At 71.2% G+C, this 11,757-nt stretch carries 13 protein-coding genes and 1 pseudogene; 4 read left to right on the top strand and 10 right to left on the bottom strand.

What is annotated here, in order from left to right; all coding sequences use genetic code 11:
* Window positions 1-126 precede the first annotated feature (126 nt).
* Complete coding sequence (locus tag ABZ567_RS31115) at window positions 127-300, bottom strand: hypothetical protein (protein ID WP_360796427.1); 174 nt, start codon at window positions 298-300, stop codon at window positions 127-129.
* 106 nt (window positions 301-406) lie between these two features.
* On the bottom strand, window positions 407-715 hold the full coding sequence (locus tag ABZ567_RS31110) for a hypothetical protein (protein WP_360796424.1): 309 nt from the start codon (window positions 713-715) through the stop codon (window positions 407-409).
* Window positions 716-1,263: 548 nt separating this feature from the next.
* On the opposite strand from ABZ567_RS31110, the gene ABZ567_RS31105 reads away from it, so the two are divergent.
* Window positions 1,264-2,154 carry a PhzF family phenazine biosynthesis isomerase gene (locus ABZ567_RS31105; protein WP_360796421.1) on the top strand — a complete coding sequence of 297 codons (891 nt, stop codon included), beginning with the start codon at window positions 1,264-1,266 and terminating at the stop codon, window positions 2,152-2,154.
* A gap of 156 nt (window positions 2,155-2,310) precedes the next feature.
* Here ABZ567_RS31105 and ABZ567_RS31100 read toward each other — a convergent pair whose 3' ends face one another.
* The 3 genes from ABZ567_RS31100 to ABZ567_RS31090 all read right to left on the bottom strand — a co-directional run bounded on the left by ABZ567_RS31100 (window position 2,311) and on the right by ABZ567_RS31090 (window position 5,849).
* Entirely contained in the window at window positions 2,311-3,786 is a 1,476-nt protein-coding gene (locus tag ABZ567_RS31100; RefSeq protein ID WP_360796418.1) for a protein kinase, read from the bottom strand.
* A gap of 475 nt (window positions 3,787-4,261) precedes the next feature.
* Window positions 4,262-5,047: a TIGR04222 domain-containing membrane protein gene (locus ABZ567_RS31095; RefSeq protein WP_360796415.1), complete on the bottom strand. Its 786-nt coding sequence runs from the start codon at window positions 5,045-5,047 to the stop codon at window positions 4,262-4,264.
* Window positions 5,048-5,270: 223 nt separating this feature from the next.
* Window positions 5,271-5,849, bottom strand: a complete 579-nt coding sequence (locus ABZ567_RS31090) for a TetR/AcrR family transcriptional regulator (RefSeq protein WP_360796412.1) — start codon at window positions 5,847-5,849, stop codon at window positions 5,271-5,273.
* 91 nt (window positions 5,850-5,940) lie between these two features.
* Here ABZ567_RS31090 and ABZ567_RS31085 point away from each other — a divergent pair, with 91 nt between their 5' ends.
* Entirely contained in the window at window positions 5,941-6,387 is a 447-nt protein-coding gene (locus ABZ567_RS31085; RefSeq protein ID WP_360796410.1) for a DUF1772 domain-containing protein, read from the top strand.
* A gap of 230 nt (window positions 6,388-6,617) precedes the next feature.
* Here the strand turns inward: ABZ567_RS31085 and ABZ567_RS31080 are convergent, their stop codons facing one another.
* Window positions 6,618-7,157, bottom strand: a complete 540-nt coding sequence (locus ABZ567_RS31080; protein WP_360796407.1) for a DM13 domain-containing protein — start codon at window positions 7,155-7,157, stop codon at window positions 6,618-6,620.
* Window positions 7,158-7,565: 408 nt separating this feature from the next.
* Here ABZ567_RS31080 and ABZ567_RS31075 point away from each other — a divergent pair, with 408 nt between their 5' ends.
* Complete coding sequence (locus tag ABZ567_RS31075) at window positions 7,566-7,940, top strand: FKBP-type peptidyl-prolyl cis-trans isomerase (protein WP_360796405.1); 375 nt, start codon at window positions 7,566-7,568, stop codon at window positions 7,938-7,940.
* Window positions 7,941-7,985: 45 nt separating this feature from the next.
* Here ABZ567_RS31075 and ABZ567_RS31070 read toward each other — a convergent pair.
* Window positions 7,986-8,207, bottom strand: a pseudogene (locus ABZ567_RS31070) (alanine racemase C-terminal domain-containing protein); the annotation flags it as partial.
* 319 nt (window positions 8,208-8,526) lie between these two features.
* Between ABZ567_RS31070 and ABZ567_RS31065 the strand changes: the two are divergent.
* Window positions 8,527-9,081: a peptidoglycan-binding domain-containing protein gene (locus ABZ567_RS31065; RefSeq protein ID WP_360796402.1), complete on the top strand. Its 555-nt coding sequence runs from the start codon at window positions 8,527-8,529 to the stop codon at window positions 9,079-9,081.
* Here ABZ567_RS31065 and ABZ567_RS31060 read toward each other — a convergent pair.
* From ABZ567_RS31060 to ABZ567_RS31050, 3 genes are all read right to left on the bottom strand, one after another.
* Complete coding sequence (locus tag ABZ567_RS31060; protein ID WP_360796399.1) at window positions 9,072-9,227, bottom strand: DUF6131 family protein; 156 nt, start codon at window positions 9,225-9,227, stop codon at window positions 9,072-9,074. The two genes, ABZ567_RS31065 and ABZ567_RS31060, sit on opposite strands and share 10 nt — an antisense overlap.
* A gap of 337 nt (window positions 9,228-9,564) precedes the next feature.
* Window positions 9,565-9,903 (bottom strand): MerR family transcriptional regulator, encoded by a 339-nt coding sequence (locus ABZ567_RS31055; RefSeq protein WP_360796396.1) that lies wholly within the window; start codon window positions 9,901-9,903, stop codon window positions 9,565-9,567.
* An 826-nt stretch (window positions 9,904-10,729) separates the two neighbouring features.
* Window positions 10,730-11,728 carry a winged helix-turn-helix transcriptional regulator gene (locus ABZ567_RS31050; protein ID WP_360796393.1) on the bottom strand — a complete coding sequence of 333 codons (999 nt, stop codon included), beginning with the start codon at window positions 11,726-11,728 and terminating at the stop codon, window positions 10,730-10,732.
* Window positions 11,729-11,757: the final 29 nt, after the last annotated feature.

Below are 11,757 nucleotides of genomic sequence, written 5' to 3'. Positions count from 1 at the left end.
CTGAGTCCCCGGGCACGACGAAGGGGACCGGCCACGAGGCCGGCCCCCTTCGTGAGGCGCTGGTCAGTCACCCGGTCGCAGGAGCCCCGGGGCGGGGGTACCTCGATACCGGGCGACCACCCGGCCTCAGGGGCGCCGTCTGCCGCTCCGGCTGGGCCCGATGCCCGCCACCTGCAGAGCGAGGGCCGTCAGACCGAGCAGCATCAGGTTCGTCGAGGAGAACGCGTCGTTGGTGCCGATGTCCGCCGCGTTGATCAGGAAGGCGATGAAGAACAGGACCGCCGCAACTATGCCAAGCATGAAACAGCTCCTCTCGAAGGGGTGTTGTCCGTGTGCCCCCGCATCACCGTTGCAAGCAGCCCGGCGTGGTGCCGGTCTCACGGGCCGCGGCGGGAGCGCGGGAAGATCAGAAGTCGCTGTCGATACCCGTGACCGCAGGCGGGCCGAGCGGGGCGTCCCCCTCCGGGATCCCCGTCTCCTTCAGCGCGGCCGCGACGAGCCTGGTCGCGTCCAGTTTGGCCTCGTACCGGTCCGCGGCGTCGACTTCGAGCCGGATGGCGAAGGTGCCGTCCTCGTTCACCGTGAGGAGGTTCACGCCCTCGCTCTCACTGACGTCGGTGTGCTGGGGGGCCAGCCGCCGTTCCAGGCCCGCTCGTTCGGAGTCGGTGATGTCCGAGGTGAACGTGCCGGGAACGGTGATGACAAAGGTGGTCATGGCGACTCCTCGCATGGGTGCGGAGAGTGAGGCTCGTCCTGCTTTCCTCACCCTCCGTATCCTCCGTGATGAACTCGTCCAGTACGGCTTCTGACATGTCGGTCCGGGGTTCAGGCACTCGCATGGCGTGCAGCGGTCACACCACGCGGAGCGGCGTGATGCGCCGGCCTGCGGCCGGGGGCGGTCCGGAGGCGCCGTAGCCACACGGTGGCCGTGGCGAGCAGGCCGACGAATACCGCCGACAGAAGAACGGAGACCCACATCTGTCGGCTCCCCGGGTGCGTCCATCCCGTCCAGGCCGCGGCGGCCGCCCACAGCAGGACGCCCGCCCCGTAGAAGACGCGGACCCGGCGCAGCTGCCGTGCGGCCCGCAAAGGCATCAGGTTTTCGGTCTTCGGTGGCATGTCGGCTCGTGTACCCCCGATCCGCGCATCCATCAGCGGTTCGCCGAAAGTGCCCGACCCGGTGCGTGAAGGCCCTTTGCGGACAGGCGCCGGGACGGCCCCTGATCAGGGAATCATCTCGGGTCCCGGTGCCGTTCCCCTGGCATGAGCTCCGTACGGGAAACCCCCGAAGTCCTGCGTTACACCGCCTTCTCCGACGATCCCGAAGGAGGCAATCCCGCCGGGATCGTTCTCGACGCCACGGGCCTCGGCGACGAGGAGATGCTGGCGATCGCCGCCGAAGTCGGCTACAGCGAGAGCGCGTTCCTGACGGCGCCGCCCGAAGGGGCGGACTCCGACGGTGGGTCGGACGCCGGGCGCGCCTACACCATCCGCTTCTTCAGCCCCAAGGCGGAGGTGCCCTTCTGCGGCCACGCCACCGTCGCCACGGCCGTGGCCCTCGGTGAGCGCGTCGGCCCCGGCGACCTGGTGTTCTCCACGCGGGCCGGGACCGTGCCGGTCACCGTGACGCGGGAGGGAGCGGCGCTGCGGGCCACGCTCACCAGCGTCGAGCCGTCCGTCGACGAGGTCACGGCCGAGGACCTGGACGAGGCTCTCGCCGCGCTCGACTGGCCGGCCGACGATCTCGATCCGGCCCTGCCTCCCCGCATCGCCTTCGCGGGCGCACGGCATCTGGTCCTGGCAGCCGCGACCCGCGAGCGCCTGGCCCGCCTGGCGTACGACTTCGCACGTCTGGAGGCCCTGATGCACCGGCTCGACCTGACGACGGTTCAGTTGGTCTGGCGCGCCTCCGCGGACGTCTTCCACGTCCGGGACCCGTTCCCGGTGGGCGGTGTGGTGGAGGACCCGGCGACCGGGGCGGCGGCCGCCGCCTTCGGCGCGTACGCCCGTGAGCTCGGCCTCGTACCCGAGGCGACGGTGCTCACCCTCCACCAGGGGGAGGACATGGGGCGTCCCGGCGTCCTGACGGTGGAACTGCGGGCCGGCGACCGGCGGATCAGGGTCGGCGGGGCAGAGACCCGTATCCCGGCCTGATCCGGCAGGCGGATCGTCGCCGCCCTCCTGAGCTTCCTGCGTGGGCCTCGTCACCCGGCGGGCGGTTCGACGGTGTGTTTCGCCCACGCTCCGACGCCGCTTCCGTCACCCGGCGGGCCCGGGCCGGCCGACCGGCGCACCATGGGGCGGTATCCGTCAGCCCTCGTGCTTCTTCTTCTTCGGGGCCTTGACCTTGATCGGCGGCCCGTCCGCCTTCTCGCGCTCCGGGCCTCGTGCGGCTTGGCGCTCGGGACTGCCGAGCTCGTCCCGTGACGCGGCCGGGGCCGCAGGTTCGCCGTCTGCCGCCGGACGGGTCGTTCGGGCGGCGCCCTCCGTGTCGCCGGTGGGGGACGTCGTCGGCGGAACCCGGTCGGAAGCCGGCGCCGCAGGGGAGGACGAAGGCTCCGGACGACTCGCCGTGGGCGACGGCGGCTCTGTCGCGGTCTGTCGCGGTGGCCGGGAGGCCGCGTCCTCGGCCTCCGCGACCCGGCCGTCGATGGACCCGGTCAGCATGGTTCCGAACACGGCCAGGGCCGCACCCGCCGTCACCAGGGCGCGGCCGGCGCGGAAGGAGGCGAGCGCGGGGAAAGGCGGTTTCGAGACCGTGCGTCCGTCGCGCGGCGTCGCCGCGACCGGCGGACCGGCCACCGCGCCCGTGCGGGCCCTGACGTCCTCCCTCTGGACCATGCCGGGCTGATCCAGACGGAAGACCTCAGCCGCCTCCGACCGAAGTGTGTCGCCGGCCGGGCCCGGTTCGTCTCCCCGGGGGTCGGCCTGGACGAGGACCGGCGGCTCGTCCTGCCCGCCCGGCAGGACGGACAGCGCGCTCAGGCAGGCGTGGGCGTCCGGCCGGCTGCGCTCGTCCGGATCCGTCATGGCCTCCAGGAGCTCGACGAGATCGGCCGGGAGGCCGGGCGGTATGACCGGGGGGCGGTGCAACCGCGCGACGGCGGCTTCCAGGGGCGCTCCCCCGTACTCCAGTTCGCCTTTCAGGGACTCGAGGAGCACCAGGCCGAGGCTGTAGATGTCCGCGGCCGGACCCACGCCTCTGCCCCGCACCTGCTCCGGCGCCATGTACGCGGCCGTCCCCAGCAGCACGCCGGTGGCGGTGTGGGTGGTGGTGTCGAGCAGTCGGGAGATGCCGAAGTCCGTCAGGTGCGGGGCGCCCGTCTCGTCCAGGAGGATGTTCGACGGCTTGACGTCGCGGTGCACGACACCGGCAGCGTGCACATGGGCCAGTGCCGATGCCAGCGCGGATCCGATCCGGGCGACCTCGGCGGGCGTCATCGGGGCCACCGCGATACGACGGCTCAGCGTCGTCCCCTTGATGAGCTGCATCACCAGATAGGGACGTCCGTCCTCCTCCTGGCCGGAGTCGTACAAGGTGACCAGACCGGGGTGCTGCAACTGGGCCAGCAGGCGACCCTCGTCGGTGAAGCGCTCCTCCGCCTGAGCCTCCCCCTCCGGGCGGAAGACCTTCACCGCCACCGGTCGCCGCAGACGCAGGTCGAGCGCCTCGTACACGTCAGCCGCGCCGCCACGCCCGAGCAGTTCGTCGAGCCGGTAGCGGCCGGCGACCGTGTGGGCCGTGAGCCGGAGGTCCGGTCGCATGGACCACGGGCGGACGTTCATCTGTGCTCCCTGCGCTCTGCCGTCACGTTCCGTTGTCCGCCCGCCCACGCGCATCCGTGCCGGGCCGGTGCCCGGCCGCAGCGCCGCCGGGCACCGGCGTGGCGCCGAACGGCAGGCCGCAACCCACCCGTGTGCGGGCACGGGCTACGCCTGCCCCGTCAGCGCTCGGGCATCCGCGGAGACACCGGGAAAGATGAAGCGGGCCGCCACGGGACGCGGCGGCGCACGTTTCCCGAACCGACGCGGGCCTGGCTCAGGCCGGCCGCGCGGGCGATCGTCTCCCGGTCGACGCCGCGTCCGTGGGCGGCGCGCAGCGCGGCGTTCCGGCGAGCGACTGGGGCTCGGCGGCGGTCACAGGACGCGCCTGTGCGCTGGAGAAGGCGCCCAGCCCGGCCGGTCAGGGGTGGAAGCGGCGGGGTGCGGATGCGATCGGGCCGGCCAGCAGGTGTCCCCTGCGTGATCGACACGACGCCCTTCAACCGCCGCAGCTGGCGAGCCCTTCGCCGGAGCCGCCGCCTCGGTCCATGGGTTCCCTCGGCGGTCGGGTCAGCAGGCCGCTCTCCTCGGCGAACCGTGGGAGCTGAGCGCGGAGCGCCGGGACGCCGAACAGTGCGACGCTCAGCAGGAGCGCGTCCCTCCGACGCTCGGTCGACAGGCGGACGGACGCGTGATCGCGGCGCAACCGGGCAAGCACCCTCGCGCCGCGCAGGGTGCGCCGGGGCCACACCCACAAGGCAACCGCGCCGGCGTCGGCGAGGAGGCCGAGCACGAGCCACACCGTCGTCTGTCCGCCCGCGGCGGCTCCGAGCGGAACGGCGGCGGAGACCGGCAGGAGCACGCTCCGCACGACCCGCGCCCGTCGGCGGGAGACCACAAGTCCCGCCCGCTCCAGTTCCGTCGACACCCCTTGTACGGCTCGCTGCACCCGCTCCATGTCGTGCAGGCGGCGAGGGTGCGTGGCGCCGAACAGGGTGTGGTACTGGGCGCGAGCCACCTCGGAACAGTCACGCGGCAGTCGCGGCTTGCCGGGTTGGACGGTCTGCCGCCACCCGGCCTCGATCGACTCGGCCAGATGCAGCTCGACGAGCCCGGTCTGTGCCGCCCCCCATTCGCCCCCGCGCAACAGGCCCATCTGTACCGGGGTGAGCGGGCGGCCGAGCGGGTCGGGGACCGGCGGTCGGCCGGGGCGAAGCCGCAGGGCGGCAGCGATCAGCAGCAGGAGCCACGGGGCTCCGGTCGTCAGCACGTGGACCACGAGCACGGGCCACTCCTCCCTCGTGCCACCAGACTGGCGTCAAATCCCCCTGCACGCGAGCCGATTGTGCGCCTGGCTCCTCGGATCAAGGGGCGGAGAGGGCGAGCTGACAGACCGCCACCGGATCGAGGCCTCCTGGATAGTGATCGTGCCCGCCGCCCTCGCGACGGCCCTCGCCCTCCTTCCTGACCTGAGGGCCGAGGACCCCGCTGCCCGGCCGTACGACGCGTCAGACCACGGCGAGCCGGTCCACCAGCAACTCCACCCTCCGCCCGGCGTCCCCTGCGGGCAGCCGTCCCCCCCGGGTCAGGGTCGCCAGCCCGTGCAGGGCCGCCCAGAACACCTCGGTGAACAGTCCGGGCCGGACGCCTTCCCCGGCGACCTCGCCGAGAGGCTCCACGAGGGCCGCGAAGGCGTCCTTCAGAGGCTCCGGAGTCTCTTCCTCCGCGAACGCCAGGCCGCCGTCGAGCTGGAACATGGCGTCGTAGACCGCCGGATGGCGCTCGGCGAAGTCGAGGTAGGCGCGGGCGAGGGCCGTGACCCGGGCCCGCGGGCCGTCCGCGGCGGAGGCGGCGGCCCGCAGCGCCGTGGCCATCTCGGCGGCGCCCTCCAGGGCGACAGCGCCGATGATCTCGCGCTTGCCGCGGAAGTGGCTGTAGAGGACGGGCTGGCTGTACTCGATGCGCTCGGCGAGCCGACGCGTGGTGACCGCGTCCCAGCCCTGCTGCTCGGCGAGTTCGCGGGCCGTCGCGATGATGAGGCGCTCGCGGGACGCCCGTTCGCGCTCCTTGCGTTCCTGTACCGACATGACTCGATCCTAGCATCGCTAGACAATCAAGCAGCATTAACGTTAGCGTCGAACCATCATCTAGCAACACTAGATTCCAGGAGGGGTAGACATGCTCGACGCACTGGAGATCGTCACCACCGTGATCGTCGGTCTGATGGTGGGCGTGGAGTTCTCCGTCGCCTTCGTCATCAATCCGATCCTCAACGCCCTCCCCGACGACAGCAACCAACGCGGCCGGAGCCACGGCGGTCGGATGCTCGGCGCCCTCATGCCCGTCTGGTACATCGGCTCGCTCGCCCTCGTCGCGGTCTGGGCCTTCGCCGGACGGCACCACGACGGCACCGGCCTCGTCGTCACCGCCGGCGCGCTGCTGATCCTCAGCGTGATCATGTCGATCCTGCTGCTCGTCCCGATCAACAACCGGGGGAAGACATGGACCCCCGAGAACCGGCCCGCCGACTGGAAGGAGCAGATGAACCGCTGGGACCGCTTCCACTACGTCCGCGTCGCCGTCATCATCGCCGCCTTCGCCCTGCTGGTCACCGCCCTCGCCTGAGCCCGCGTCCGGCCTGGTACGAGGCCGCCCGGCCGGGCCGCGGCCCCGGATCTTCGGCGGCAGCCGTCTCCGAGCGTCGAGTACGTCCTGACCCGTGTGCGTCCCGGCGGTATCGTTACGGCCGCGCACGGTGATGGAGTCCCCGTTGCCCGCGACCGTTCCCCTGTCCCCCGCTTCGCGGCCCCGCGATCAGGCCCCCAAGGAGACCCCGAACACCCGGGCCGTCGCGGTCAGGCCAGCTCGGCGGCGCCGAAGGAGACGTCGAAGCGGTCGCACCAGACGGTGACGCTCGTGAGGCCGGTGAGGTCGGTGTCCGCAGGTACGGCGTAGTTCTGATCGCCCTTGTTGCCCTTCAGCCTGCCCAGGCTGACGTAGGTCCCGTCGTCGAATACGTGCCAGCCCGCCTTGCCCTCCTTGACCGGCGCGTCGGTAAGCCAGACCCGCAGGTCGGGTCCGCTGCTGGTGTCCAGGTTCTCCAGGCGCACCACGTGCGAGCCGTCGGGCAGCCGGATGAGGCTCACCGTGCCGGTGGTGGTGTGCTCGTGGCTGGTGAAGGTGCCCCGCGCCACGGTCGTGGGGCCCGTCGGCGAGCTGGGCGGCACGGCGGACGGCGTCATGCTCGGCGCCCGCGTGGAGGACGGGGACACGGACGGCAGTGCCTCGTTCACGGTCTCGTCCACCCACAGGGCCCAGGGCTTGAACCACGCCAGCCCGGCCACCACGACGGCCACGGCCGACACCGCCGCCACGGCCCACCACTGCTTCCTCACGACACGTACCGCCTTCCTCGCGCACCGGCTGTTCCGCAGCCATCCAAGTCGACCCGGAGCCCCGGCGGAAGGCGCCGGCCGATGACGGAAGTCTTACGGCCAGGCGCGGATCGTCTCGTGGCGGGGGGGCCGCCCGTACCCCGTCCCCGTCATGCGCCTGCTCGTCACCGGAGGAGCCGGGTTCATCGGCTCGCACATCGTCGCGGCGCCGGGGAGGCGTCGCAGGGCAGGAACCCCGCCCCGGGGACCGGCGGGCGGAGTCCGCGTCGGCCTGCGACCGGGGATCTGACGTCGATTCGATGTGTCCGAAGGGTCGGCGTTCTCGGTAGCGTGATCATCTACCGCATGGAGGGTCCATGTGTCCGGCTGGTCCGTAGGAGGACTTCCGGCGGAGAGTGCGAGGCTGCAGTGAGTGAACTGACGAAGCCCGAGGTCGACGTTCCTCAGGGGGATGCTCCCACCGAGCTGACCGTCCGAGACCTGGTCGTCGGGGACGGGGCGGAGGCGAAGCCCGGCATGGTGGTCAGAGTCCACTACGTCGGGGTCACGTTCGAGTCCGGGAAGGAATTCGACGCCTCCTGGGACCGGGGCCAGCCGTTCAAGTTCGCCCTGGGCGGGGGCAGGGTCATCAAGGGCTGGGACCGGGGGGTGAGGGGGATGAGAGTGGGTGGCCGGCGCGAGATCATCGTTCCTCCGCGTCTCGGCTACGGCAAGCAGTCCCCCTCGCCGTTGATCCCGGCGGGGTCGACCCTGGTCTTCGTGGTGGACCTGCTGTCCGTCTGACGCCTCACCTCCTGCCGATTGGCTCGTCAGGGCAGGTCGTGCGCCCAGGTACACGCGCGGGACGCGCGCGCCGATCCGGGTGACGATCTCGTACGCGATGCTGTCGGCGGCCACCGCCGAGTCCTCCGCGGTCGGCTCCCCCCGGTCGCCGGGGCCGAAGAGCACGGCCTCGGTGCCCGCCCTGGGCTCCTCCCCGCCCAGATCGACGACGAACTGGTCCATGGCGACCCGCCCCGCGACCCTGTGCAGCAAAGCAATGACGACTGGTACGCGGTCTGCGCACTGACAGGTGGCACCAGCGGCGCCTACGACGTCATCACGGCCGGGCTGATCGACGCCATCCGGTACGGAATCAACCGCCTATGGGTGTCGTGCGGCCCGGCGCAGGCGATCACCGGCCATCGGGAGCACCATGCGACCGGCCGCCCGGGCAATCTGTACACCCGGGTCCTCAGCGGCGACGTCAACCCTGGTGGCGGCCCCCTGCCCTACCCCGGCGTCAGCTTCCGCCAGTCCCCGGCCACCGTGCACGCAAGCGTGGCGACCTGCCAGTACCGGATGAACAGCGCTCGGCTACTCCCTCACCGTGGACGGCCAGTACCGACCCGGCTCAGACGCGGCCCGCCGCGGTTTCCAGTCGAGCAGAGGGCTGAGTGTGGGCGGTGTGGTCGGGCCGGCCACGTGGGGCGCCACGTTCGCCCAGGGCCTTTCGTGGGATGAGGCCGGTTCAGGGAGCGGGGTCTGGTGCCTACGTCGCAAGGCGGAGGAGGGCGCCATGGTCGGTGGGGGCATCCCCCGTGCCCGGAGGCTACGGGGGACCATGGCAACCGACGACAGGCGCTCTCCCCCGCAACGGCTCAGCCCCCGATCCGTTCCGGCCCCGATCGTACGGCGCCGCTCACTGACGCGGACCGGTGAGACCGGCTGCGCGCAGGTGCGCCGGGACGACCGTGCCCGCGGTTGGCGCCATCGCCGCTCATGGCGATCAGCCCTGTGTCGTGGCACCCGACCGCGGGCAGGAAGAGGGACATCGCGCGACGCCTCCACGTCGCAGGGCGGCGTGGTAGAACGTCGACCCCAACGAGGGCGGCGCCGGCTCGGAGTTGAGCCGCCTACCAGTGATGACGGCGTCTACCAGTAATGACGGCGTCCGCCGACCGCGTGACCGACCGCCCCGAGGATCCACAGGATGATCCCGATCACGACCAGGACGATCCCGATCGTCCACAGGATGGAAATGCCGGCTACGAAGCCGATGACAAGCAGGATGACCCCGAGAATGATCATGGCGACCTCCGGTCTCGCAGGTTCCTCCATTCCAGAGTAGGCGCAACCCGCTGAAGTGGCCTGTCAGGCTGTCGCCCTCCTGCTCTCCCGGCGTTCATGAGCAGCAGGCGCCTGATCGGCAGGCTGTTCGGGTGCGGGATGGCGGCCGCAGTAACCGGGAGCCCGAGGGGAGAGAGCACCTCATCGGATACGGCGGAGGAATCCCCCTCCAAATGCTTGCGCGTCTTCCTCGATCATGTACTCCGCGGCGCGATCGTCGATTCGCGCGCCAGGCGAGGTGTCCAGGGGCTCTACGAGTGGGATTGTGCCCGCCGGTGACCGGCGGGCACGCACCGTCTCAGGCCGCGATCGCCGGGTGGGCCGCGTCGGCGGCGCGGCGGTACTCGGCGTTGATGCGCTGGGCCTCTTCGAGCTGGTCTTCCAAAGCGATGATGCGGCAGGCGGCCTCGATCGGGGTGCCCTGGTCGACGAGTTCCCGGGCGCGGGCCGCGATGCGCAGCTGGTAGCGGGAGTAGCGGCGATGGCCGCCCGCCGAGCGCAGCGGGGTGATGAGGCGGGCTTCGCCGATGGCCCGGAGGAAGCCCTGGGTGGTGCCGAGCATCTCGGCGGCCCTGCCCATCGTGAAGGCGGGGTAGTCGTCGTCGTCGAGACGGCCGTACGAGTCGTCTGCTGTCATCTGCACCTCTCTCAGGAACGCATGGAGGGGCCCTGGTGCCATATGGCACCAGGGCCCCGAAGGAACTTCTACACCACGTGCCGACCCTTATACCGCGCCGGCTTCTTGTGTCCACGTACCCGACCTGACTGCTGTCGGGGGTGTGGGGATCGCGGTTGCTTGACCGGAGACCACCTCACTTACGATGTCCTGCGGTACCCGGACTCAAGACTTCCGTCCGGGCGATCCTGATGGTGTTCCGCTCCTCCGTTCTTCCCTCGGTGATCAACTTCCTACTACGGGGTACTGCTCTACCTCTGGTACTGCGTGTACTGCATGTACTGCTGGTGATGCGTACTGCTCGGTGGCCTGCGACAGCGCCACTCTTCGGCAGCCAGCCCCGTTGCCCATCCTGCGTCTGCTCTGGCTTAGAACCCCACTGCCGAACCTCCCGGCGCGCGCGTCCGCAGCCGACGCCTTCACCGAGGTGCTGCTCATTCCACTGCTGGGTACTGCGAACTGCGTTCCTCATGGCGGCCCCTGATCACTGCGGGCCACCCGGTCCGGCCGCCAGCCTCGTCGCCGTCCTGCAACCACCCTGGCTTCGAAACTCCACCGCCGCACCGTCCTGCGACTGCAACTAGCTGTACTGCTGGTACTGCTGCCCGGCAGTTCATCTCTGCCGGGCCCTGCTGTCTCTCTGAGCTACGAGAGAAACCATAGCCGTGACATCACCCAATGTCTACTCCCGCCGACATAGATTTCCGCGCCCGTGTCAGTGAGGTAATCGCCCCCCCGCTCGCGCGCCTGGTGCCACGCAGCCGCGATCCGGTGGCGCACCTCCTCGTCACGCCGGAAGATGCTCGGCCCAGCCGCTCCGGACCGCGAAGGCGCCCAGCTGCATCCGTGTCTGGACTCCGGCCAGGTCCATCAGACGGCGCAGGCGGCGGTGCAGGGTGCGGGGGGACAGACCGAGTTGGGTGGCGGCCGTCTGGTCCGTCAGTCCGGCCAGGAGCAGCGCCAGGATCCTGCGGTCAAGCTCGGTGGGGCCCTGCGGGCCGGCCTCGACGACGGCCTCGGACTCGGCTCCCGTACCCGAGAGCTCGAGTGGGCGGGCCGTGCGCCATACGGTCTCGAACAACGCGTCCAACGCGTCCAGCAAGCCACTGCGGTGCAGCAGGGCGGCGCCGGGCTCACCCGCCGGGGTGACCGCGAGCGGAACGAGGCCGAGGTGCGCGTCGGCCAGCACGAGTTTCATCGGCAGGTGGTCGGTGACACGCAACTGCACCCCGTTGCGCAGGGAGTCGACGGCGTCACGGACGATCCCCGGCTCGGCCAACACGGCGCGGTCCAGTACGGCGCGGAAGAGCACTCCACGGTCGAGGGCCATGGGTTCGGCCGTGTTCTCGTCGGGTGGCAGGGCGACGAACGGCGCGGTGATGAAGGAGCGGACCTGCGTCCGGGCTGCCTGCTGCACCTGGAGGAAGCGATGCCGGATGGCGTCGACGCCCGTGACCACCTCGATCAGATCACTGATGCTGCTGCCGGTCATCGCCGACCGGTGCTCCTCGGCGAAGGTCACGAGGGCATGCTCGGCCATGCGCAGCCCGTCCCGGCGCTGGCTGATGAGCGCGCCGAGCGCCATGGCCGGCGGTGCGGCGGTGAATCGCTCGTCGGCCGATCGGGTCGCCAGTCCCCACTCGGTCAGCCGGGACAGCGCCTTGTCGACGAGGGCCCGCTGCAGGGCCAGCAGATCGGCGAGAAGAACCGCGCTGGAGTTGGGCTGCCCGAGCAGTGCCCGGTATACGCGCTCGTCGTCGGGTTCGAGGCCCAGCACATCCAGCATCCGCGATCGACTCTCTTCCGCTTGTCGCA

It is taken from the genome of Streptomyces sp. NPDC016459 (genome assembly GCF_040632845.1).
Lineage (GTDB): Bacteria > Actinomycetota > Actinomycetes > Streptomycetales > Streptomycetaceae > Streptomyces.
Note: the sequence above shows the minus strand (reverse complement) of the source record. Positions and strands in the feature narration are given on the sequence as shown.